Annotated in this window: 17 protein-coding genes; 9 read left to right on the forward strand and 8 right to left on the reverse strand. The window is 60.7% G+C overall.

Annotated features, from left to right (window positions below):
• Positions 1-35: 35 nt before the first annotated feature.
• Together Q7V03_RS11045 and Q7V03_RS11050 are read right to left on the reverse strand one after the other, a co-directional pair.
• A complete protein-coding gene (locus Q7V03_RS11045; protein WP_304925652.1) occupies positions 36-1,928 on the reverse strand; it encodes a propionyl-CoA synthetase in 1,893 nt (630 codons plus the stop codon).
• A 211-nt stretch (positions 1,929-2,139) separates the two neighbouring features.
• Positions 2,140-4,419: an NADP-dependent malic enzyme gene (locus Q7V03_RS11050; RefSeq protein ID WP_304925653.1), complete on the reverse strand. Its 2,280-nt coding sequence runs from the start codon at positions 4,417-4,419 to the stop codon at positions 2,140-2,142.
• Positions 4,420-4,709: 290 nt separating this feature from the next.
• On the opposite strand from Q7V03_RS11050, the gene Q7V03_RS11055 reads away from it, so the two are divergent.
• The 7 genes from Q7V03_RS11055 (at position 4,710) to Q7V03_RS11085 (ending at position 11,631) form a co-directional block, all read left to right on the forward strand.
• Entirely contained in the window at positions 4,710-5,780 is a 1,071-nt protein-coding gene (locus Q7V03_RS11055) for a cupin domain-containing protein (protein ID WP_304925654.1), read from the forward strand.
• A 67-nt stretch (positions 5,781-5,847) separates the two neighbouring features.
• Entirely contained in the window at positions 5,848-6,240 is a 393-nt protein-coding gene (locus Q7V03_RS11060; protein ID WP_304925655.1) for a cytidine deaminase, read from the forward strand.
• Positions 6,240-7,547, forward strand: a complete 1,308-nt coding sequence (locus Q7V03_RS11065) for a thymidine phosphorylase (RefSeq protein WP_304925656.1) — start codon at positions 6,240-6,242, stop codon at positions 7,545-7,547. Before Q7V03_RS11060 ends, Q7V03_RS11065 begins: the two co-directional genes overlap by 1 nt.
• A complete protein-coding gene (locus tag Q7V03_RS11070; RefSeq protein ID WP_304925657.1) occupies positions 7,548-8,744 on the forward strand; it encodes a phosphopentomutase in 1,197 nt (398 codons plus the stop codon). It begins immediately after the preceding gene.
• Complete coding sequence (locus Q7V03_RS11075) at positions 8,741-9,733, forward strand: adenosine deaminase (RefSeq protein ID WP_304925658.1); 993 nt, start codon at positions 8,741-8,743, stop codon at positions 9,731-9,733. The genes Q7V03_RS11070 and Q7V03_RS11075 overlap by 4 nt, the downstream gene beginning before the upstream one ends.
• The gene (upp, locus tag Q7V03_RS11080) at positions 9,726-10,358 is read left to right on the forward strand and encodes a uracil phosphoribosyltransferase (protein WP_304925659.1); all 633 of its coding nucleotides are present in this window, start codon (positions 9,726-9,728) and stop codon (positions 10,356-10,358) included. Before Q7V03_RS11075 ends, upp begins: the two co-directional genes overlap by 8 nt.
• Positions 10,359-10,425: 67 nt before the next feature.
• Complete coding sequence (locus tag Q7V03_RS11085) at positions 10,426-11,631, forward strand: SPOR domain-containing protein (protein ID WP_304925660.1); 1,206 nt, start codon at positions 10,426-10,428, stop codon at positions 11,629-11,631.
• A 184-nt stretch (positions 11,632-11,815) separates the two neighbouring features.
• Here the strand turns inward: Q7V03_RS11085 and Q7V03_RS11090 are convergent, their stop codons facing one another.
• Together Q7V03_RS11090 and Q7V03_RS11095 are read right to left on the reverse strand one after the other, a co-directional pair.
• Positions 11,816-12,832, reverse strand: coding sequence for a hypothetical protein (locus tag Q7V03_RS11090; RefSeq protein WP_304925661.1), 1,017 nt, complete (start codon positions 12,830-12,832; stop codon positions 11,816-11,818).
• 64 nt (positions 12,833-12,896) lie between these two features.
• Positions 12,897-14,519 carry an AMP-binding protein gene (locus Q7V03_RS11095; RefSeq protein WP_304925662.1) on the reverse strand — a complete coding sequence of 541 codons (1,623 nt, stop codon included), beginning with the start codon at positions 14,517-14,519 and terminating at the stop codon, positions 12,897-12,899.
• Between the two features lie 100 nt (positions 14,520-14,619).
• Between Q7V03_RS11095 and Q7V03_RS11100 the strand changes: the two genes are divergently transcribed.
• Positions 14,620-15,540, forward strand: a complete 921-nt coding sequence (locus tag Q7V03_RS11100) for a DMT family transporter (protein ID WP_304925663.1) — start codon at positions 14,620-14,622, stop codon at positions 15,538-15,540.
• Positions 15,541-15,608: 68 nt separating this feature from the next.
• On the opposite strand, the gene Q7V03_RS11105 is transcribed toward Q7V03_RS11100, so the two are convergent.
• On the reverse strand, positions 15,609-16,187 hold the full coding sequence (locus Q7V03_RS11105; RefSeq protein ID WP_304925885.1) for a thymidine kinase: 579 nt from the start codon (positions 16,185-16,187) through the stop codon (positions 15,609-15,611).
• 444 nt (positions 16,188-16,631) lie between these two features.
• Here Q7V03_RS11105 and Q7V03_RS11110 point away from each other — a divergent pair, with 444 nt between their 5' ends.
• Positions 16,632-17,084: a hypothetical protein gene (locus tag Q7V03_RS11110; protein ID WP_054006898.1), complete on the forward strand. Its 453-nt coding sequence runs from the start codon at positions 16,632-16,634 to the stop codon at positions 17,082-17,084.
• A gap of 69 nt (positions 17,085-17,153) precedes the next feature.
• On the opposite strand, the gene Q7V03_RS11115 is transcribed toward Q7V03_RS11110, so the two are convergent.
• The 3 genes from Q7V03_RS11115 to Q7V03_RS11125 all read right to left on the reverse strand — a co-directional run bounded on the left by Q7V03_RS11115 (position 17,154) and on the right by Q7V03_RS11125 (position 24,447).
• Positions 17,154-18,515 (reverse strand): DEAD/DEAH box helicase, encoded by a 1,362-nt coding sequence (locus Q7V03_RS11115; RefSeq protein ID WP_304925664.1) that lies wholly within the window; start codon positions 18,513-18,515, stop codon positions 17,154-17,156.
• A gap of 862 nt (positions 18,516-19,377) precedes the next feature.
• Positions 19,378-22,719 (reverse strand): carbamoyl-phosphate synthase large subunit, encoded by a 3,342-nt coding sequence (carB, locus tag Q7V03_RS11120; RefSeq protein WP_304925665.1) that lies wholly within the window; start codon positions 22,717-22,719, stop codon positions 19,378-19,380.
• 168 nt (positions 22,720-22,887) lie between these two features.
• Positions 22,888-24,447 (reverse strand): amino acid permease, encoded by a 1,560-nt coding sequence (locus Q7V03_RS11125; RefSeq protein ID WP_304925666.1) that lies wholly within the window; start codon positions 24,445-24,447, stop codon positions 22,888-22,890.
• Positions 24,448-24,591 lie beyond the last annotated feature (144 nt).

A 24,591-nucleotide genomic window follows, 5' to 3' on the forward strand; every position in this document is an offset into this window, starting at 1 on the left:
AAGGCTGCGGCGGCTTTGTCTAGTGCGCCTTCGGCTTAGGGCTGGGCGTAACCGATGGTTTGCAGGGCGGCGCGGATTTCGTCGAGCACGGCCGGATCGTCGATGGTGGCGGGCATTTTCCATGGCGCGCTGTCAGCGATCTTGACCATCGTGCCGCGCAGGATCTTGCCGGATCGGGTTTTCGGCAAGCGGTCCACCACCACCGCACGTTTGAAATCGGCAACCGGGCCGATTTTGTCGCGCATCAGTTGCACACATTCCTTGACGATCTCGGCGTGCGGACGGTCGCACCCCTTGTTAAGGCACAGGAATCCCACCGGGCTTTGGCCCTTCAACGCATCTGCCACCCCGACCACCGCACATTCGGCGACGTCTTTGTGGTTAGCAAGCACTTCCTCCATCGCTCCGGTCGACAGGCGGTGGCCTGCGACGTTGATCACGTCATCGGTGCGCGCCATGATATACAGATAGCCTTCTTCATCGACGTAGCCCGCGTCTCCGGTCTCGTAATAGCCGGGGAAATGGCTGAGATAGCTTTTGATGAAGCGATCCTCGGCGTTCCACAGGGTGGGCAAGGTGCCGGGGGGCAGCGGCAGTTTTACCGTGATCGCGCCCAAAATGCCGGGGGCCACCGGATGGCCCGCTTCATCCAGAATTTGCACGTCATAACCGGGCATCGCCACGGTGGGCGAGCCGATTTTCACCGGCAAAGCTTCTATCCCCAGCGGATTGGCGGCGATGGCATAGCCGGTCTCGGTTTGCCACCAGTGATCAATCACCGGAATGTTCAGGTGGCTTTGCGCCCAGTGGATGGTGTCGGGATCGGCGCGCTCGCCCGCAAGGTAAAGCGCCTTCAGGTGGGAAAGGTCGTAACCCGAGGGCAGTGTGCCGTTCGGGTCTTCGCGCTTGATGGCGCGCAGCGCGGTGGGGGCGGTGAAGAAGGTTTTCACCTTATGCTCGGCAATCACCCGCCAGAACGTGCCCGCATCCGGGGTGCCGACGGGTTTGCCTTCAAACACCAGCGTTGTGCATCCGGCGATCAGCGGCGCGTAGCAGATATAGCTGTGGCCCACGACCCAGCCGACATCTGAGGCCGCCCAGAATACATCGCCCACGCCGCAATCGTAGATCGCCCGCATCGTCCAGTTCAGCGCCACCAGATGACCTGCGGTGGGGCGCACGACACCTTTCGGCGCACCGGTGGTGCCCGAGGTATACAGGATATAGGCCGGATGATTGCCCGCCACGGCGACACATTCGGCGGGTTCGGTGCCAAATTGAAAGCTGTGCCACGCCACATCCCGACCGGGGGTCAGGGCGGCAACTTCTTGTTCGCGTTGCAGGATCACGCAGAAATCGGGTTTATGGTGGGCCATGTCGATCGCCGCATCCAGCAGCGGTTTGTAGTGGATCACACGGGAAGGCTCGATGCCACAGCTTGCCGCGATGATGGCTTTCGGGGTGCAATCGTCGATCCGCACGGCCAGTTCCGCCGCAGCAAAGCCGCCGAACACCACGGAATGGATCGCCCCCAGACGGGCGCAGGCCAGCATCGCCTCTAGGGCTTCGGGGACCATCGGCATGTAGATGATGACACGGTCGCCCTGTTCGACACCCTTGGCGCGCAGGGCCCCGGCAAGCGAGGCAACGCGGGTTTGCAATTCGGCATAGGTGATCGCATGTTTGGTGCGGGTGACCGGACTGTCGTGGATGATCGCCAGTTGATCGCCGCGCCCGGCCAGAACGTGACGGTCGACCGCGTTCCAGCAGGTGTTGACCGTGGCATCGGTGAACCATTCATACAGCGGCGCGCGGGAGGCATCCAAGGCTTTGGACGGCGGTTTCACCCAATCAATCGCGGCGGCGGCTTCCAACCAGAACGCTTCCGGGTTGGCTTGCCAGCCTGCATAGATTTCACGGTATACCATTGTATGCCTCCTCCAAAGCTGCGGGAGTGTTATGCGGGGTGCCATGAGTCGCGCAAGGATCGCGACGGGGTTGCGACATTAAGTTTGCATATATTGCGCATAGGTGGGCGCGAAGTTTTGCAAACTGTCGCAATTCTTACAGTGTTTGCGTGCATACTGCAGAGTTTGCAAACCCGACGCGCCGGGTTTGCGAAGTTTTCGGTGGCGCTGTTTACCCGTAATGCGCGACCGGCGTGCCCGCGATGGCCGTCATGTTCAACAATCCCCGCGCGGTGATCGAGGGGGTGGCGATATGGGCGCGGTTGCCCATGCCCATCAGGATTGGGCCAACTTCAAGGCCATCCGCCTTGAGTTTCAACATGTTACGCGCAGTGCTTGCCGCGTCGGAATAGGCAAAGACCAGCACATTGGCGGGGCCCTGCATCCGTGATCCGGGAAAGATGCGGGCGCGCAGTTCGGGGTCAAGCGCCGCATCGGCGTTCATCTCGCCTTCATAGATGAAGTCGACTTCGCGGGCATCGAGGATTTCCAGGGCTGCGCGCATCCGGCGACCGGAATCGTTGTCAAGGTTGCCAAAGCTGGAATGGCTGCACAAAGCCACCTTCGGCGCGACGCCAAAGCGCTTGGCATGGCGGACAGCGCCGATCACGGTTTCGGCGATTTGCTCGGGCGTGGGGACGGCGTTGATCTGGGTGTCGGCGATGAACAGCGGGCCGTCTTCGAGGATCATCAACGAAAGTGCCGCGCGCGGGTGCAAGCCGTCGCGCGCAAGGATCTGGCGGACATAGCCCAGATGCCACAGATATTGCCCGAAGGTGCCGCAGATCATGCTGTCGGCATCCCCGCGATGGACCGCGATTCCGGCGATGGCGGTGGTATTGGTGCGCATCACGGCGCGCGCAATATCTGGGGTAACACCTTGGCGGGCCATCAATTCGTGGTAGGAACCCCAGTAGTCGCGGTAGCGGTGATCGCTTTCAGGGTTAATGATTTCAAAGTCTTTATCCGGCCGGATCGGCAGACCTGCGCGTTCGCAACGGGTGGCGATCACCTCGGGGCGACCGATTAGGATCGGCTTGTCGGTCATCTCCTCTAGCATCGCATTGGCGGCGCGCAGCACGCGTTCATCTTCACCTTCGGCAAAGATGATGCGGCGGCTGACGGTGGCTGCGGCCTCAAACACCGGGCGCATGATCAGCGCCGATTTGAACACCGAGCCGTTCAGCTTCTCACGGTAGGCGTCCAGATCGTGGATCGGGCGGGTGGCGACGCCGGTTTCCATCGCAGCTTTTGCCACAGCGCTGGCCACAACACCGATCAGACGCGGATCGAATGGTTTCGGGATCAGGTACTGCGCGCCAAAGGTCAGCTTTTCGCTGGTATAGGCGGCGGCGGCCTCGGCAGAGGTGGTGGCGCGGGCAAGCGCCGCGATGCCATCGATACAGGCCAGCTGCATCTGGTCATTGATCACGGTGGCACCCACGTCCAAGGCGCCCCGAAAGATGAACGGAAAGCACAGTACGTTATTGACTTGATTGGGAAAATCGCTGCGTCCGGTGGCCATGATCGCATCGGGGGCTACGGCGCGGACGGCATCCGGCATGATCTCGGGGTTCGGGTTGGCCAGCGCAAAGATGATCGGGCGCGGGGCCATTTTTGCAACCATTTCCGGGGTCAAAACACCGGGGCCGGACAGGCCGAGGAACAGATCGGCGTCTTGGATCACATCGGCCAAAGTGGCGGCGGTGCTGCCTTGGGCATAGGCTGCCTTCTGCTCGGTCATCTGCTCGTTGCGGTCTTTGTAGACAAGACCGGCAAGGTCACAGAGCCAGACGTTTTCACGTTTGACGCCCAGTTTCAGCAGCATGTTCAGGCAAGCGATCCCCGCAGCGCCGCCGCCGGTGGAAACCACCTTAATGTCAGCGAAAGATTTGCCCGCGACATGCAACGCATTTGTGGCCGCAGCCCCGACCACGATGGCGGTGCCGTGTTGATCGTCGTGGAATACCGGAATTTTCATCCGCGCGCGGCAAAGTTGTTCAACGATGAAACAATCCGGGGCCTTGATGTCTTCCAGATTGATCGCACCGAAGGTCGGCTCTAACGCGCAGACGATATCGGCGAGCTTGTAGGGGTCGGGTTCATTCAGCTCGATATCAAAACAGTCGATGTTGGCGAATTTCTTGAACAGAACCGCCTTGCCTTCCATCACCGGCTTGGAGGCCAAAGCGCCAATGTTTCCAAGACCCAAGACAGCGGTGCCGTTGGTGACAACCGCCACCAGATTGCCGCGCGCGGTGTAGCGGCTGGCGGTGGCGGGATCGGCTTTGATCTCCATACAAGCCTCAGCCACGCCGGGGGAATAGGCGAGCGAAAGATCGCGACCATTGGCCAGCGGCTTGGTCGCGCGGACTTCCAGCTTTCCCGGCTTGGGAAACTCGTGGTAATCCAGCGCCGCCTGCCGTGCGTTATCTTGCCGTGCTTCTTCCATCCGAGCCTCCCGCAGATTTATAGTTTACCCTTAAACCAGTTTGTCTCGCGCGCCAACTGCGGCTTTGTAGAAGCACTTGTAAGCGATGATTGTGAACAGCGCGCGGCATTTTGGTCGGGGTATCGTGCTGGCAGGCTTAAACCAAAGCAGGGCCATCGCAAAGTTAAAGCGGTTTGGTGATAGCTCGCATCACAAGAAATCGCTTGAAATCGAAACTTTAAGTTTGAAATATAGCGCTAAATACAGGGCCAATACGGGCCGAACAAGTATGGGCCCAAAGGGAAAAGCTGATGTCTGATATTCGCGCCGAAATCGTGCTGCCGACCAGTGACTTGCGCAAGGATTTGCCGTTCTTCACCAAGACCTTGGGGATGCGGATGGATATGATCTATCCGGCAGATAACCCAGCCGTTGCGGTGATCTCGGGGCATGGGCTGCGGCTGCGGTTGGATGCCGAAAGCAACGCCGCCCCCGGCTTGCTGCGGATTTTGACCGATGATCCGATTGCGGATGGCGCGCGCGCTTTGACCTCGCCGGGCGGCACGCGGGTGGAGATTGACGAGCTGAACCCGCCACTGGTGTTGCCCAAAACCGAACATGCGTTCGTGGTGCGCAGACTGGCCGATCAGGCGCCTTGGGTGATCGGGCGGGCCGGGATGGAATACCGCGATCTGATCCCGACGCGGTTGGGCGGTGCGATGATCGCCAGCCATATTCGGGTGCCGGACGGCCCGGTGCCGGATATGGTGCATTTCCACAAGGTCGGGTTTCAACTGATCTTTTGCGTCGCGGGCTGGGTTGATGTTCTTTATGAAGATCAAGGCGATATCCTGCGGATTGAGGCGGGGGATTGCTTTATCCAGCCGCCAACTATCCGCCATAAAGTGCTTCATTCCGAAGGCGTACAGGTGGTGGAAATCGGCGTGCCCGCCGAGCATGTTACCGAGATTGACCACGCAATGACCCTGCCGAATGGCAGCATTAACCGTGATCGCGAATGGGACGGCCAGCGCTTTGTGCATAACATTGGCAGCACTGGGGCGTTTGCGCCGTTCCGTATTCCCGGTTTTGAGGCACGCGATACCACGATCAATGCCAATACCAAGGGCGTGGCGAGTGTGATGGTGGCGCGGCCTACAGGCGTGGCGCCGTGGACCAAACACCAAGGCGATATTCTGTTCAGCTTCGTGATGAGCGGCGAGATGACCTTGGAAGGCGAGGGCAAAGACCCGTTCCGGCTGGCCCCCGGCGATGCCTTCGTGATCCCGCCGGGGATGGCGACACGGTATTCCGAATGCTCGCAGGATTTGCAGCTGCTTGAGGTCTCGCTGCCCGGAAATCCGCCGACGCAGGTTCTGTAGCGCCCTTGCACTTTGGCCTGAAGCGGCTCACACTTCTGGACCATATGGTCAGGAAGTGGAGCCGCTGATGTCGTTGTTGAGTGCTGCAACTGAGGTGCGGCTGCGCGCTTATGCGCCCTATTCGCGGTTCAAGGTGGGGGCGGCGATCCGATCGGTTGAGGGCAATCTGCATGTCGGCTGTAACGTTGAAAACGTGGCTTACCCGGAAGGCACTTGCGCCGAAGCCGGGGCGATTGCGGCGATGATTGCGGGCGGTGACACCAGGATTGCCGAGATTGCGGTGATCGCCGATAGCCCCGAACCCGTGCCGTGCTGCGGCGGCTGCCGTCAGAAGATCGCCGAATTTGCAGGTCAGGATGTGCAGGTAACCCTTTACACCACCGATGGAAAATCGAAAACGCTGACTGTGGCGGAACTGCTGCCGGGGGTGTTCACCTTAGCCCATATGGATAAGAGCTGATGGACGCCCGCGCCATTATCGTCAGCCTGCGCGATGGCGCGGTGCCCTCGACCGAAGAATTGCAATGGTTCGCCCAAGGCTTGGCCTCGGGGGCGGTTTCGGATGCGCAGGCGGGGGCGTTTGCGATGGCGGTGCTGCTGAAAGGGCTGGGGGAGCAGGGCCGTGTGGCGCTGACCCGCGCGATGCGAGACTCGGGCCATGTGCTGGAATGGGACATGCCGGGGCCGGTGTTGGACAAGCATTCTACCGGGGGGATTGGCGATTGCGTGTCGCTGCTGCTGGCGCCTGCGCTGGCGGCCTGCGGCGCCTATGTGCCGATGATCTCGGGCCGCGGCTTGGGCCATACCGGCGGCACGCTGGACAAGTTGGAGTCTATTCCGGGGTTCAAGACCGGGCTGACCGAAGACCAGTTGCGGCGGCAGTTGAAGGATATTCGCTGTGCGATTGTCTCGGCAAGCGCCGAAATCGCGCCCGCGGATCGGCGTTTGTATGCGGTGCGCGATGTGACAGGCACGGTGGAATCGGTGGATCTGATCACCGCTTCAATCTTGTCGAAAAAGCTGGCGGCGGGGCTGGAAGCGCTTGTTTTGGATGTGAAATGCGGCTCTGGCGCGTTTATGAAAACGCTGGAGGAAGCCGAGGCTTTGGCGCGGGCACTGGTTTCGACCGCGCAGGGCGCGGGGTGTATGACCAGCGCCTTGATCACCGATATGAGCCAGCCTTTGGCCACCGCTGCGGGCAATGCGCTGGAGGTAAGCGAGGTGATGGAGACGCTGACGGGCACCAGCGTTAATGCGGCTTTGTGGGATATCACCATGGCGCTGGGCGGGGAGGCTTTGGCTTTGGGCGGCCTTGCTGCGGACCCTTTGGATGGGGCAGGGCGGATTGAGCAAGCGCTGGAATCGGGGGCTGCGGCGGAATGGTTTGGCCGGATGGTGGCAGCCCAAGGCGGGCCGCTCGATTTTGTCGAACGCTGGCCAGACCGGTTGCCTGCGGCGACGGTGATCCGTGAAGTGCCGAGCCTGCGGCAAGGCTTTGTCACGGCGATTGACGGGCAGGGCCTAGGCCTTGCGGTGGTCGGCCTTGGTGGTGGGCGGCAGCGCGAGGGTGACAAGTTGAACCTGTCGGTCGGGCTGTCGGATCTGGCCGGGATTGGCGAAGATATTGGCGCGGGCGATCCCTTGTGCATGGTGCATGCGGCGACGGAAAGCGCCGCCGAAGAAGCCATTCTGCGGGTGCAGGCGGCCTATGCGATGGGGGCGGTGGCGCCGCCAGACCCGGATTTGATCATCAAAAGGATCGCTTAGATGCCGCGCGCGTTTCTGATCGTGATGGATTCGGTGGGCTGTGGTGGCGCGCCGGATTCGGCGGATTTCGGCGATGCCGGGGCGAATACTTTGGGCCATATTGCCGAAGCTTGTGCGGCGGGGCGGGCAGATATCGGGCGGTCGGGGCCTTTGCGGATGCCGCATCTGGATCGGTTGGGGTTGGGGGCGGCGATTTCACTGGCTTCTGGGCTGAAGGCTGCGGGGTTTGACGCCGTGCCTGTCGGGCGTTGGGGGGCCGCGACGGAGGTGTCGCGCGGTAAGGACACGCCCTCGGGGCATTGGGAACTGGCCGGGGTGCCGGTGCCGTGGGATTGGACGTATTTCCCAGATACCGTGCCGGCGTTTTCGGATGATCTGGTGGCGTTGGTTTGTAAGTTGGCCGGAACTGCGGGGATTTTGGGCAACTGCCATGCCTCGGGCGTGCCGATCATCGAGCAACATTGCGCTGAGCATCTGAGCACCGGTTGGCCGATTTGCTATACTTCGGCGGATTCGGTGTTCCAGATCGCGGCGCATGAAGAGGCGTTTGGGTTGGAACGGCTGTTGAAGCTGTGTCAGGATCTTGCGCCGCATTTGCACGCGATGAAGGTGGGCCGGGTGATTGCGCGCCCCTTTACCGGGGTTGCGGGCGCATTCAAGCGCACGGCGAACCGGCATGATTACGCGATGGACCCGCCCGCACCGACCTTGCTGGAATGGGTGCAAAGCGCGGGGCGCGAGACCCATGCGATTGGCAAGATTGGTGATATTTTCTCGATGAAGGGCATCGGCAAGCTGTGGAAGGGCAAAAGCGACCTTGACCTTTTCGAATACTTGGATGGCTTAGTCGTGGGTGCCGAGGATGGTTCCTTGACCTTTGCAAACTTTGTCGAGTTTGACACGCTGTATGGCCACCCCCGCGATGTGGCCGGATATGCGCGTGCGCTGGAATGGTTTGATGCCCGCGTCGGGGCTATGTTGACGCGGCTGCGGCCCGGCGATCTGGCAATTTTTACCGCAGATCATGGCAATGATCCGACTTGGGTGGGGACGGAACATACGCGGGAGCGGGTGCCAGTGGTCTGCGCGGGGATTGGGTCAGGTGGTTTGGGGCTGCGGGCGTTTGCGGATGTGGGGGCGAGCGTGGCCGCGCATTTGGGGGTGACGGCGCAAGGGCCGGGGAGGAGTTTTCTTTGAAGACCAACAGTTTGCCGAAGGTAGAGTTGCATCTGCATCTTGAGGGCGGCGCACCGCCTACGTTCATCAAGGGCCTCGCGAAAGAGAAGAACATCGACATTGGTGGGATTTTCAACGAGGACGGCAGCTATCGCTTCACTGACTTCTGGAACTTTCTAAAGGTATACGAGGCGGCTTGCGAGCCGTTGAAAGGGCCGCAGGATTTCTATCGTCTTACCCTCGCCGTGCTTGAAGAAAGTGCTGCAAGTGGCGTTGTTTACAGCGAAACTTTCCTTTCTCCTGATTTCTGCGGTGGCCGCGATTTGGGCGCTTGGCGGGAATATCTGCACGCGATCACCGAAGCTGCTGCCAAGGCCGAGAAGGATTTTGGCATCACCCTGCGTGGCATCGTCACGCCGATCCGGCATTTTGGGCCAGAGAAGGCACGACAGACGGCGCGCTGTGCGGCAGAGACGGCCGGCCATTTCATCACGGGCTTCGGCATTGGTGGCGATGAGCAATCCGGCGAGTTGAAAGATTTCCTGTGGTCGTTTGATATGGCGCGCGAAGCGGGGTTGCGGATCACTGCCCATGCCGGCGAGTGGAAGGGGCCGGATGAGGTGCGCGCGGCGATGAATGAGCTGGGGGCGGAGCGGATCGGCCATGGTGTGCGCGCGATTGAAGATATGGCGCTGGTTGAGGAAATTGCCGAGCGCGGCGTGGTGCTGGAGCTTTGCCCCGGCTCGAATGTCGCGCTGGGGATTTATCCCAGTTTCCGCAAGCATCCGATTGGCGAGATGTTTGATCGCGGCGTCAAAGTTACCATCAACACCGACGATCCGCCGTTCTTCCACACCACAATGGCGCGCGAATATGAAATGCTCAATCAGGCGTTTGACTGGGACGAGGGGGTTTTTGCCAAGATCGCCCGCACCGCGCTTGACGCGGCGTTTTGTGACGCCGATACGAAAACCCGCATTCTGAAAATTCTGGAGCAGGCCAATGGCTGAACATCTGACCGTCGTTTCTCACCCGTTGGTGCAGCATAAGCTGACGCTTATGCGCGAGAAAGACACTTCCACGGCATCTTTTCGCAAGCTGTTGCGCGAGATCAGCCTGCTTTTGGCCTATGAGGTGACGCGCGAATTGCCGATGACCACCAAGCACATCGAGACGCCGATTGAAGCCATGGATGCGCCGACGATTGACGGCAAGAAACTGGCGCTGATTTCGATCCTGCGGGCGGGCAATGGGCTGCTCGATGGCATTCTGGAGCTGATCCCGGCGGCGCGGGTGGGCTTTGTCGGATTGTACCGTGACCCAGAAACACTGCAGCCGGTGCAATACTACTGCAAACTGCCCGATCATCTGGAGGAGCGAGTGTCGATCGTGGTTGATCCGATGCTGGCGACGGGGAATTCATCGGTGGCGGCGATTACGCTTTTGAAACAATCAGGTGCGCGGAATATCCGGTTTTTGTGCCTGCTTGCCGCCCCTGAAGGCATCGCCCGGATGAAAGAAGCGCATCCCGATGTGCAGATTGTCACAGCAGCAGTGGACAGGCAGCTGAATGACCACGGATATATTGTACCTGGGCTAGGGGATGCGGGTGATCGCATGTTTGGCACTAAATAAGGCTTAGCCCCCTTTACTCGGAAACAATCCTGACGCATCCTGTTCCCAAAGCTACTTGGGGGTAGTCATGCTATTTAAGATTGTATCGGTCGCCGTGTTTGCGGCTGTGATGGGTCCGATTGTGGCCTCTGCGCAGACAGTGGCGCAGATTGGCCAACCTGCTGAACGCCCGCCGGCTAGCTTTAAGGGCGCGCAATACGTTGACAGCCGGGGCTGCGTTTTCATGAACGCAAGCTACGCGGGTGCTGCGCAATGGGTGGCGCGGGTCGACCGCAGGCACAAGGTTCTGTGCGGCTATCCGCCAACTTTTGGGCCGCATGCCGCGATTGAAGTTGCTGAAGATGTGGCTCCGGTCAAGGTTGCGCCTGTGGTGGTGGCTGCGGCCCCTGTGATGGTGAAGCCCGCGAAAGCCAATGCGCCGATGGCGACGGTGGCAAGTGCGATGATGCCCGAAGCGGTGGTGGTCAAGCCTGTGCCGCAGGTGCGGGTGCAGCATCCGACCGCAAGTCTGGTGGCGAGCTTGCCGACCCCGGCGCAGTCTTATGAGCGGGCGGCGACGTCGGGACCTGCTGCGGGCAAGATCGGCTGTTATACCTCGGCTCCGGTGGCGGAAGTGGTGCGGTTGCGCAACGGCGGCACGGCGGTGGTTTGCACGCGCGGCGATGGTACATTGACCGGCTGGCGGCCGCCGATCTATCCGCGTGGCGCGGGTGTTGGAGCGGCGCTGAGCGAGCCTGTGCAGGTGGCGCGGGCGAATAATTCAGGCGTCGGGCGGGTGGCTGCGGCGCCGGTCTACGCCTCTGCTGCGCTGCCGGATGTGGTGGTGCCGAAGGGCTATAAAGTGGCTTGGACGGATGACCGCCTGAACCCGCTGCGCGGCGTTGGCACGGCAGAGGGACAGGCGGCGCAGGATCAGTTGTGGACGCGAGATGTTCCGGCGCAGCTGATCACCGATGTGCAAAAGGCCAAAACCCGCAAGCTCAAGCCCGTGGCTTTGGTGACGGTGTCCTCAAAAGGGCAGGCCGAGGCTGCGCCGAAAGCCGTGCGTGGCGGCGCTTGGGTGCAGATTGGCACCTTTGGCGTGCCCGCCAATGCGGCGGGGGCTGCGGCACAGTTGCAGGCTTTGGGCCTGCCTGTCGCAAAGTCGAAGCTGAACCGGGGTGGCAAGGATTTGCAGATCGTGATGGCGGGGCCGTTTGGTTCAGGCGCTGATGCGCAAGCGGCCTTGCGGATCGCGCGCGGGGCCGGGTTTGGCGACGCTTATATCCGCTAAGGGTTTAGACTGTGATTTAGGAGGCCACTCGGTTTGCGCCGGGGGGCTTTTTTTCGCAGCAAGGTTTTCCCCGCGGGGAATCACTTGTGGCAATCATCGAAAATATGGCGCGAAAACCACTATATATTGTGCTTCATCAGATTGATGCAGCGTTAACTTCTTGTTTTTTGCGATGTGTGCAGGGTCATCCCGTGCAGATGGTTTGCAGCGCTTTCCAGTGCTTGTCGCTGAGAACCTCGGGCTCGCTTCCGTTCGGGACCGGGTCGGCCTCGATCAGCGGCAGGGTGGTTTCGCCGGATTTATCCAAGGCATAGGCATAGGGTTGCGCGGTGACTTTCGCCGCAGTGAAGGCGGCGAGCAGGGCTTCATCCGACAGTGTGATCGCAGGCGGCGTCAGCAGGCTTTGGCCGTAGCCCGTCAGCGCATCTGTCGCAATCGCGCCACTGGCGAGCAGGCGTATGGTGGTCATCAGGCCAGCCTTTTCCAGCAGCGGCTGCATTGGGTCTTGCAGCGCGGCTTGGCGCGTGGCGGCAATCATATAGCCTGCGAGCACGTCGGGCGTGCTGGTCTGTACCAGCTTTTCGGGCAGGATCAGCAGATCGCCGGGTAGTGCCAGCGGGGCTTGCAGCGCATCGCGCACCACCAGCACATGTGGCGGATGGATCGGGTTCAGCCGCAGGCCCAAAGCCACTGAGGCCGCCGTGCCAGCCTTGCCGGTGCAGGGTGATCCGGTGACTTTGGTCAGGTCTTGCAGCGCCAGTTTGCCCAACTCGCTGCGGGTGGCGGGGGGCAGCATGGCGGCGGTGTAGTCGATCAGTTTTCCCGGCAACCAGAACACCGCCAGCGCGCTGATCGCAGCACCAAAGCTGCCCAAGAGCACGCCGCGCAAACGGCCCGGTTTCGGGCGGCGGCGTTCCAAGGCGCTGCGTACGGTGTCCAGCGCCGCCATCATCTCGGGGTCGTCGACCTCGAGCGTTTCGGGATCATCCTGACCGGGGCTGTAGAGCGCGGGCAGTTTGCCGGGGTTCAGCCGGGTCAGCGCGGGCAGCGACCACTGCGCCAGCGCCATTTCGGTCTTTGGGTCTGACAGCACGATGGTGGCTTCGCGCAGGCCAACGACAACCTCGCGCAGTTGCGCCGCAGGGGTTTCGCGCCACAGCCCCGGACTTTCCAGCCGCAGGTATTTGCGAAGCGCCGTCATGGCGCGGAGATGTCTTTGCCTGTTCTCATACGGTGACGATAGCCAGTTGCGGCACAGGCCACAATCAGGCGTCCATCAGTTTCGCCACGGCACGCAGTTCAAACTTCTGGATTTTTCCGGTCGAGGTCTTGGGAAGCTCGGCAAACACTACGAATTTGGGGGTTTTGAAACCCGCAAGGCGGGTGCGGCAATGCGCGATCAACTCGGCCTCGGTGGCACTCGACCCCGGTTTCAGTTCGACAAAGGCGCAAGGCACCTCGCCCCATTTCGCATCAGGCTTGGCGACCACGGCGCAAAGCAGCACCGCGGGGTGGTGCATCAACGCGCCTTCGACCTCGACCGAGGACACGTTCTCGCCGCCCGAGATGATGATGTCTTTGGCGCGGTCGGTGATTTTCAGATAGCCGTCAGCGGTTTGGACCGCGATGTCACCCGTGCGGAACCAACCGTCCTTGAACGCCTCGGCGGTGGCCTCGGGGTTTTTGTAATAGCCCTTCATCACCATATTGCCGCGCATGGCGATCTCGCCCAGATGCGCGCCATCGCGGGGGACGGGGTTGCCTTCTGTGTCGTGGACTTCAGCCCCCTCCAGCATTGCCATCGCCACCCCGGTGCGGGCTTTCAGGCCTGCGCGATCTTCGGGGACGGCGTTCCATTCGGTTTGCCACAGACATTCGGTGGCAGGGCCATAGGTTTCGGTGAGGCCGTAAACTTGGGTGACATTGAAGCCGAGCGGTTCAAACGCCGCGAGGGTGGCGGCGGGGGGCGGGGCGCCTGCGGTGAAGACCTCGACGATGTGGGCAAAGCCGCGGCGGTCTTCGGGTTTGCAGTTGATCATGGTGTTCAACACAATCGGCGCGCCGCCGAAATGGGTCACACCTTCATCGGCGATGGCGTCATAGATCGCTTTGGCGGTGACATCGCGGCAGCAGACCACGGTGCCGCCGAGCATCGGGATCATCCACGCATGGCACCAGCCGTTGCAGTGAAACAGCGGCACGATGGTCAGATAGGTCGGGAACAGCTGCATCCGCCACGCCAGCGCGTTGGCGGTGGCCGCCAGATAGGCGCCGCGATGGTGGGTGACAACGCCCTTTGGGCGCCCGGTGGTGCCGGAAGTGTAGTTGATCGTCAAGCTTTCCCATTCATCTTCCGGCATCAGCCATTGGAAATCGGGATCACCCGTGGCCAGCATGTCCTCATAGACCGCGTAGCGGCCCGAGGCGGTAAAGCCGTGATCGACCACCTCAATGATCTGCGGCGCTTGGGTGGTCATCTGGGCAATGGCGGCTTCGGCCAAGGGCAGAAAGGCTGTGTCGCAGAGCAGCAGTTTCGCACCCGCATGACCGAAGATATAGGCGACGGTATCGGCCTCCAGCCTTGTGTTGATGGTGTTTAGCACCGCCCCACAAGCGGGCACGCCGAAATGCGCCTCGGCCTGTGCGGGGATATTCGGCAGCAGGGTCGCCACCACATCGCCGGGCTGGATGCCGCGTTGGGCGAGGGCAGAGGCAAGCTGGCTGACGCGGGTGGCATAGTCGGCATAGCTCAGACGGGTGGATTTCCACACCAATGCGGTGCGATGCGCAAACACATCGGACGCGCGGCGCAGGTGTGACAAAGGTGTCAGCGGCGCATAGTTGGCCCGCGTTTTGCCAAGCCCGGTTTCATCTGCCAACCAGCCCATTGTGTCGTCTCCCCGAAACCCTGTGCGATATGTCGCATTCTGACGTGCAGAGTGGAAGCGTTCCGGGCAGTTGGGAAGTTGAATACCGAAGGATCATGCCATGTCCGCGACGAAAGACCATACTTTAGCCGCCGCCGGATTGATCTTTACCTATGCGATGATCATCGGCTTCACCGATAATTATGTGAAGGTGATCGCGTCTGAAGCTGGGCTGTGGCAGTTCCACTTCACCCGCACCTTCATCGCGATGATCCTGCTAGGGGTGCTTGCGGTGGTGTTCGGGCTGCGCTTGCGCCCGGTGAACCTGCGGGCCGTGCTGGCGCGGTCCAGCATTCATGGCGCGGCCATGGTGATCTATTTCGGGGCTTTGGCGTTTCTGCCCGTGGCTTTGGTCGCCGCCGGTCTGTTCACCGCGCCGATTTTCGTGCTGCTGATTTCGCGCTTTGCTTATGGCCATGCCATTGGCCCGGTACGGATTATCGCGGTCGCGGTGGGGTTTATCGGCGTCATTCTGGTGCTGGGGCCGGAAGCGATGTCGGGGGCATCTGTGGCGGCTTTGTTGCCGGTGATCGCGGGTGCGATGTATGCGATGGGCAATATTGCGACGCGCGAATGGTGCCCCGAGGAAAGCGCCGAGACTTTGCTGGCCGGGTTCTTTTTGGCCTTGGGGGTGATTGGGGCCGTGGGTATGGCCGTGCTGGCGGTCTGGCCGATTGCAGTGCCGTTGGGGACGGATGGATTTTTGCAACGCGGGGCGGTTTGGGCTTCGGAGGAGTTCTATTTCTGGACTTTTGTGCAGGCGGCGGGATCGCTGCTGGGGGTGGGCATGATGATCCGCGCCTATCAGATCACGGACGCCAGCCGGGCGAGCGTGCTGGAATATATCATCCTGCCCGCCTCGGCGTTCTGGTCTTATCTGATCTGGGGCGAGACGCTGACAGCTTTGGCGGTGTTCGGGATGGGGCTGATTGTGGCCGCAGGGTCGATGATCGCGCTGCGGGCGAAGGCGCAAGAGGGCTAACGCCGCCCTTTGCTTGCCGCGCCGCGCGCATCGGGTAAGCGAGGTGGCCCGCAAAGGCCAAGCTGCGGCTAGGCGCCCACCGCTTCGCGCCAATGGCGGCGGCAAAGCGAAACATAGGTTTCATTGCCGCCGATCTGCACCTGTTCGCCGTCTTTCAGTGCCCGGCCATCCGGGCCACGCCGCATCACCATGGTGGCCTTCTTGCCGCAGTGGCAGATTGTGCGCACCTCGCGCATTTCATCAGCCCAAGCGAGCAATGCCGCCGAGCCGGGGAAAAGATTGCCTTGGAAATCAACGCGAAGCCCATAGCACATCACCGGCACGCCCAGATCATCCACCGCGCGCGCAAGCTGCCAAACCTGCGCTTTGGTCAAAAACTGCGACTCGTCGATGAAGACGCAAGCCACTGGGCCTTGGGCAAAGCGGGCGACTAGTTTGGCAAACAGATCATCCTCGGGGGCGAACGTATCCGCCGCCTCGCCAATGCCGATGCGGCTGGCGATCCGGCCCTCGCCTGCGCGGTTGTCGAATTGTGCGGTGATCAGATAGGTCTGCATCCCGCCCTCGCGGTAGTTGTGCGCGGCTTGCAGCAGCAGGGTCGATTTGCCTGCGTTCATCGTCGAGTAATGGAAATACAGCTTGGCCATGCGCCGATCTAGCGCATGGCCAAGGCTGCTGGCAAGCCCGTGCGAAGCGATCACCGGGGCTTGCCGCCGCGAAACAACGGGACACCAAAACACACGGGTACACGAGGCAACAGACGCACGACGCTACAGGCACAGAAACGACAAGGCACATACAGGGTGGGGCCAAAGCAGACCCGCCGCAAATGGTGACGCGCGTTCGGGCAAGCCCAAACGCAAACTCAATCGGTAGGCCCGCCGTGCGACCGTGACACTTGCCACAGATCACCCTGCTGGGCCTTTGCACGACGGAACCCCACCCACACCAACGCGGGGGGCGTTGGCCACTCACTACGCATTCCGGTTGCCCGGAACGCCTTTATGCATGACAAATCCTTAGGGCGGGATTAATGGGAAAAGATAGAATGAATTCCCCGGATTAGCCGCAAGGGGAGGGTGGAGCAGATTATGAGCACCGAAAGCTATTTGAAAAAACACACCGAAGCGCTGGTGAAAGATGTCGGCATCGAGGCCGCTTGTGCGTTGACCGGCAAGTCAAAGGCGACGCTGGGGCGGTATTATTCGGATTCGGGTGAGCATGACGACCGCTTCATGCCGATTGACGTGGTGGCGCAGCTTGAATCGGCAGCGCGGTTTCCGCATGTCACCTCGGCTTTGGCCGATCTGCGCGGCATCACGCTCAGCTACGATCCCGAAAAGCGCAACGCCGACAGCAAGGGTGTGAATGCCGATGTGGTGGCGCTGGCGCAGCGCTTTGCCATGCTGATGGCCGAGTATAACACGGCGATTGGCGATGGTGTGATTTCGGTCAACGAAGCCAAGCGGATGCTGCGGGAAACCTTGGCGATCCAACAGGTTCTGCTGGATATGAAGCTGAACCTTGAGGATGAGGTCAGCTAAGGCTGGCTTTCAGCCGTAGAAAAAAGCGCCCGGATGATCTCCGGGCGCTTTTTGTTTTAGCAGGTGCTGTTAGCGCGGTGTACGGGCCACAGCCGAGCGCGGCTTGGCCGCACCATCAGCGCGGCGCGGTGCAAAGCTGCCGCCTGCGGGCTTCGGCTTGCCCATCGGTTTCGCACCGGGCTTGCCGGGGGCCGCACGTTGGATCGGTTGGCTGCCGGGCTTTTGCCCCCCACGGCTCATGCCGGGGCGCTGGCCACGATTCTGGCCGGGTTTCGGTGCGGCAGCAACGGCGTCAGCAGCCCAAGGCGCGCCACCCAAGATCGGGATCGGTTTTTTCAGCAGCTTTTCAATGGCTTGCAATTCGCCCATTTCCGCAGGCGCGCAGAAGGAAATCGAGGTGCCCTCTTTGCCCGCGCGTGCTGTCCGGCCAATGCGGTGAACGTAGTTTTCTGGCACGTTCGGCATGTCAAAGTTATAGACAAAGCGCACGCCCGGAATGTCGATGCCACGCGAAGCAACGTCAGTTGCCACCAGCACATCGAGTTCAGCCTTGCGGAATTCGGTCAAAGTGCGGTCGCGCTGGTTCTGGCTTTTGTTGCCGTGGATCGAGCCTGCCTTAAAGCCCCAAGCCACCAAAAGCTTCATCAGCTTTTCCGAACCATGCTTGGTGCGGCCAAACACCAAGGCCTGCTCGCCCGGATGCTTCAGCAGATATTCTTTCAGCATCAGTGCTTTATCGCCGTTCGGCAGGTAATGCACGCCTTGGTCGATCCGCTCTACCGGCTTGCCCGGAGGGGCGACTTGCACCTTGATCGGGTTTTGCAGATAGGTCGACGCCAGTTCTTCGATATCCTTCGGCATGGTCGCCGAGAACAGCAGGGTCTGGCGTTTCAGCGGGATATGCTTGGCGATTTTGCGCAAAGAATGGATGAAACCCATATCAAGCATGTGGTCGGCCTCATCCAGCACCAGATAGCCGGTGGCGCTAAGGCTGACATCGCCACGCTCTAGAAGGTCGATCAGGCGGCCGGGGGTGGCGACAAGGATATCGGCGCCGCGCTTCAGCCGTTCGGCTTGCTTGAACAGCGAGGCACCACCAACAACCATGGCGACTTTAACGGAAGTGCCTTTGGTGAAAACCTCAAGGTTATCCGCGATTTGGGCGACAAGCTCGCGGGTCGGGGCCAAGATCAAAGCCCGCACGGTTTTCGGCGCCGGCGGGTGGCCCAGATCAAGGATACGGTGCAGCAAAGGCAGGCCAAACGCGGCGGTTTTGCCGGTGCCAGTCTGCGCCAGACCCATCAGGTCTTTGCCCGCCATGATATGCGGGATCGCCTGCACCTGAATCGGTGACGGCATCTTGAGGGTGGTTTTTTCCAGTGCTTTCAGGATGGTTTCCGAAAGCCCAAGGTCTGCGAAAGTGGTGGTCATAACAGTCTTTCCGGCGGCCCATAGCCGCCCGTCCACCCCGAGGGGCGGCAGTGGGAAGCGACACCCCCTCGCATCAGGCGCTTGCCCAATACCGTGGCCATCGCGGAACCCCTGCGTGCGGTGGGAACCAGTATCCATGGCCTTACACATGCTCACGCGGCACGGGCACTATGGATGTGGCGGAAATGACGGATTGGGGGGGATTTGTCAAGAGGGGCGTTTGGTGGGGTATCGGGAAGGCGTAAGGGTTTGTTAATCTTATGGCGCCAGACACTGAGGATGCCGAATTATGTCCGACCCAAAGTAAAAGGTGCGACCGTGTTTTTCACGGTGGCTTTGGTTGACCGAAACAGTGATCTTTTAATCCGCGAGGTTGAGCGGTTGCGGTAGTCGGTCCGGGCGACTTGCCACGAACGGCCATTCAAGGTTGACGCTTGGGTGGTATTGCCAGACCATTTGCATTGCGTGTGGACATTGCCGGAGGGTGATCGGGATTTCGCGATCCGATGGGGGGCAATCAAATCGCGCTTCACGCGCAGTTTGCGTAGGGTGGGGTTCCACCCCACCGATCCTGCAAGTGCGGTGGGGTGGAACCCCACCCTACGATCCGCTTCAAAGGTATCGAAGGGGGATGCGGGCCTGTGGCAGCGCAGATTTTGGGAACATCACATCAGAGGTGACGGGGATTATCATGCGCATGTAAATTATTGCTGGATCAATCCAGTCAAGCATGGGTTGGTTGAGCGTCCAGAAGATTGGCCGTATTCCTCGTTCCATAGAGACAGGAAGATGGCAGAGTAGGGTGGGGTTTCACCCCACCGCCCCCGGCATTTGCTTAAGCGTGGTGGGGTGAAACCCCACCCTACCCCTGCAACGTCCGCACCCCATAGCCCTCACCCCGAGCCTTCATCGCCTCGACCACGGCAATACTCGCCGCAGCGGTGGTGAAATAGGGGATCTTGTCCATCAGCGCCACGCGGCGGATATCGCGGCTGTCGGTGACGGCTTGGGTGCCTTCGGTGGTGTTCATCACCATGCTGATGTCGTCGTTTTTCAACCGATCAACGATGTTCGGGCGGCCCTCATAGACCTTGTTGACCAGCGTGGTTTTGATGCCTTGCGCGGTCAGCCAAGCCGCCGTGCCACGGGTGGCGACGATCTCAAAGCCAAGCGCCACCAGATCGCGCATCGCGGTGGCGAAGGCGGCGGTTTTGTCCATGTCTTTGATCGACACAAATACGCGGCCTGCGTCGGGCCCAGATTCTGGCAGGGTGACGCCCGCGCCCATTTGCGCTTTCAGGAAGGCCAAGGCGAAGGTGCGGTCCCAGCCCATGACTTCGCCGGTGGAGCGCATTTCTGGCCCCAGAACCGGATCGACGCCGGGGAAGCGCGCAAAAGGCAGCACGGCTTCTTTCACGCTAAACCAAGGGGTTATCGGATCGGCCAGGGTGAAGGCATCGGCCAAGGGCAAGGGCGTGTCGGGGCCAACGCCTGCGGGGTAAGGCGCGCGCATCGGGAAGTTTGACATCGGCTCGCCTGCCATCAGGCGGGCGGCGATCGCGGCGATGGCGCTGTCGGTGGCTTTGGCGACGAAAGGCACGGTGCGGCTGGCGCGCGGGTTGACTTCCAGCACGTAGATATCGCCGTCTTTGATGGCAAATTGCACGTTCATCAGGCCCACGACATTCAGGGCAAGCGCCATCTGCACGGTTTGGGCTTTCAGTTCGGCGATTGTTTCGGGCGTCAGCGAATGCGGTGGCAGGCAGCAGGCCGAATCACCCGAATGCACGCCGGCTTCCTCAATATGTTCCATGATTCCAGCGACATGCACGTCTTTACCGTCGCTTAACGCATCTACGTCAACCTCAATGGCACCAGAGAGGTAGCTGTCGAGCAGAACCGGGCTGTCACCCGACACCTGCACGGCGGTGCGGATATAGCGTTCAAGCTGGGCGTCGTCGCGGATGATTTCCATCGCGCGGCCACCCAAAACGAAGGAGGGCCGGATGACCAACGGATAGCCTACGTCTTTCGCCACTGCGAAAGCCTCATCGCGCGAACGCGCGGTGCCGTTGTGCGGTTGTTTCAGGTTCAGCTTGTGCAGAAGCTGTTGGAAACGCTCGCGATCTTCGGCGAGATCAATCGCGTCTGGCGTGGTGCCCAAGATCGGGATGCCTTCGGCGTGCAGCGCATTGGCCAGTTTCAGCGGGGTTTGGCCGCCGAATTGCACGATGACGCCATGCAGGGTGCCGTTTTCTTGCTCAACCCGCAGGATTTCTAACACATGTTCCAGCGTGAGCGGTTCAAAATACAGGCGATCCGAGGTGTCATAGTCGGTGGAAACGGTTTCTGGGTTGCAGTTGATCATGATGGTTTCATAGCCCGCCGCGGTCAGGGCATAGCAGGCGTGGCAGCAGCAATAGTCAAACTCGATGCCTTGGCCGATGCGGTTCGGGCCACCGCCAAGGATGACGACTTTTTTGGCATTGGAAGGCCGGGCTTCACATTCGACATCGCCCATCGCGGGGGCTTCGTAGGTGGAATACATATAGGGGGTTTGCGCCTCAAACTCCGCCGCGCAGGTGTCGATGCGTTTGAACACCGCGTTGACGCCAAGGTTGCGGCGGGCGCGGCGGATCTGCGCTTCATCCCGGCCGGTGAGCATCGCAAGGCGGGCGTCGGTGAAGCCCATCATTTTCAACTTGCGGATACCGGTGGCATCGAGCGGCAAGCCTTTGGCGCGAACGACGGCTTCGGCCTCGATGATCTCGCGGATGCGGGCAAGGAACCACGGATCGAAAGAGGTGATCGCGTTGATTTCGTCATCCGACAAGCCGTGGCGCATGGCTTGGGCGATGACGCGGATACGGTCGGGGGTGGCTTTCGACAGTGCCAAGGTGATCGCGACTTTGTCCGGTGCGCCGGGGATGTCGATTTCGTCAAACCCCGAGAGCCCGGTTTCCAAAGACGCCAGCGCCTTTTGCATCGACTCGTGGATGGTGCGGCCAATCGCCATCACTTCGCCAACCGATTTCATCGCGGTGGTGAGGTTCGGCTCTGATCCTGGAAATTTCTCAAACGCAAAGCGCGGGATTTTGGTGACGACATAGTCGATGGAAGGCTCGAACGACGCCGGGGTGACTTTGGTGATGTCGTTGTCCAGCTCGTCCAGCGTGTAGCCGACCGCCAGTTTGGCCGCGACTTTCGCAATCGGAAAACCGGTGGCTTTTGAGGCCAGCGCCGAGGACCGCGAGACGCGCGGGTTCATCTCGATCACCACCATGCGGCCATCGGCGGGGTTGATCGCCCATTGCACGTTCGATCCGCCAGTTTCGACGCCAATTTCGCGCAGCACGGCGATCGAGCCGTTTCGCATGATCTGGTATTCTTTATCGGTCAGGGTCAGGGCAGGGGCGACGGTGATGGAATCCCCGGTATGCACCCCCATCGGGTCGATGTTTTCAATCGCGCAGATGATGATGGCGTTGTCGGCGGTGTCGCGCACCACCTCCATCTCAAATTCTTTCCAACCTAGAAGCGATTCGTCGATCAGGATTTGCGCCATTGGGCTGGCTTCCAACCCCGAGCGGCAGATCGCCTCGTAGTCGTCGCGGTTATAGGCCACACCGCCGCCGGTGCCGCCCAAAGTGAAGGCGGGGCGAATGATGGCGGGCAGGCCCACGTATTCAATGGCACCCATACATTCGGCGACACCTGCCGAAATGTCGTATTTGCCGCTGGGCAGTTTGGGTGCTGCGATGATGGTGGCTTTGGGGTTTTCCAACCCGATCCGGTCCATCGCCTCGCGGAACAGTTTGCGATCTTCGGCCATCTCAATGGCGGGGCGCTTGGCCCCGATCAACTCGACGCCGAATTTCTCAAGCACACCAAGGTCGGCAAGGGCGAGCGCGGTGTTCAGGCCGGTTTGGCCGCCCATGGTGGGCAGCAAAGCATCGGGGCGTTCTTTTTCGATAATTTTGGCGACGACTTCGGGGGTGATCGGCTCGATATACGTCGCATCCGCAAGGCCCGGGTCGGTCATGATGGTGGCGGGGTTCGAGTTGACCAAGATCACCCGATAGCCTTCTTCGCGCAAAGCTTTGCAGGCTTGCGCGCCGGAATAGTCGAACTCGCAGGCCTGACCGATGACGATGGGGCCCGCACCGATGATCATAATGGATTTGATGTCGGTTCTTTTCGGCATAGTGGCCCCCTGTCTTTCAGCGCCCCGTTCTTCAGGACCCTGAGCGCAAAACTTTGCGGGTTATAGCCAGCACACGCCGGGGCGCAAGGGGCTGCGAAGATGAAACCCCTCACATTTGCAAAAGGGCGGCCAAGACTGGCTGGCCGCCCTTTCATGTGGTTTGGGGTGTTAGCCCTTTTCGCCAACAGCCTTTTCGGCGGCAGCGATCACGGCTTTGCGGGCGGCGATGCGCTCGCCCGTCGGGGGGCCTTCAAAGCGGCGGTTTTCAACCGTAAACCACAGCACCAGCGCCAGCGCGATAAAGCCAAGCACCACCCAAAGCACCCGCTCGTTCGGCGGGGCGACGGCGATGAACAAAATGACGCCCATGCCAACCACGGCCAGAACCGTGACCAGTTTATAGACGCCCGCAGACATTGCCCAAGGGCCGGGGTTTGGCCATTTGGCGGTGCCATAGGCAAACAGACCCGCCACCAGCGGCACGGTGAACGACAAGAACAAGAACACCAGCGTCGAGTTCACCACGATCACATAGATCGAAGTGCCCGCGATTTTGATCGACATCGCCAAGATCACATACAGGATACACAGCACGGTCGCGGTCCAGATCGCGTTGACCGGGGTGCGGTATTTCGGCGAAACCGAAGCCAGCGCCTTGGAGCCGATCGGCATGCCGTCATCGCGCGAGAACGCAAACAGCATCCGGCTGGCCGAAGTCACCGTCGCCAGACCACACAGCAGTTGGGTGATCAGAATCCCAAGATACAGGATGTTTTTCAGGCCCGATGGCAGGATCGTATCCATCGTGGCGTAGAACATCGTCCAGCCTTGGCCCGCAGCCACGCTCAGATCCGGGATCGCCAAAGTGATGGCGCAGATCATGATCCAGCCGATCAGCGATGACCAGAACACCGCTTTGATGATGCCCTCTGGCACCGATTGCGCGGCGTTTTTGGTTTCTTCCGAGGTATGCGCCGAGGCGTCATAGCCGGTGATCGTATAGACCGGCAGCAACAGACACAGCAGGAACAGATAGCCCATGTTGTCTGACGCTGGGAACACATTGCCACCCGCTTCGCCAGAGTAGTTGGTAAACGTCCACAACCGCGAGATGTCGATGGCGGGGGCGTAGAACAGGCAAGCCAGCACCAGCACGGCGGTGGTCGCAAAGATGATGTAGCCCGACACATCGGTCAGCAGCGTGGTGACTTTGATGCCAAGGTGGTTGAACAACGCCTGAATGATGGTGATCGCCGCGACGAAAACCACAACTTGGCCGTCGGTGCCGGTAAAGCCGAACATCGACCCAAAGGTGCCGGCGAAGAAATAGGCGGTGCCGATGTTGATGGCACCCAGCACGGTGATAAGGCCCAAAAGGTTCAGCCAAGCCGTCAGCCAGCCCCAGAACCGGCCGCCTAAGATCGAGGCCCAGTGATACAGCCCGCCCGCTGTCGGGAAGGCTGATGCGATTTGCGCCATTGCCAACGCGAACATGCCCGACAGGATGCACCCGACGATCCAGCCGATGCCAGCACCAGCACCGCCGACCGAACTGATCGCTTGCGCGAACGAGTTGATCCCGCCCGACAAGATACAGATGATCGAGAACGAGATCGCGAAGTTAGAGAATTTCGACATCGAGCGCGAAAGCTCTTGGGCATAGCCCATGCCGTGCAGGATTTTTACATCCTCACTTTTGTGATTGTCCGAATAGTCGTCGGCTGCCATTGCATTTCCCTCCGAACCGTTGATGGGTCGTTATTATTGTGCGAGGTGCGGCGTTTTGCCGTCCCTAAGCGTAGGGAAGCGCGGATTTTACAGTCTGGCAAGCATTGAATAGATATTTTCAGGAATCAGCGAAAGCCAGAGTCA

The organism is Cypionkella sp. (assembly GCF_030652235.1).
GTDB lineage: Bacteria > Pseudomonadota > Alphaproteobacteria > Rhodobacterales > Rhodobacteraceae > Cypionkella.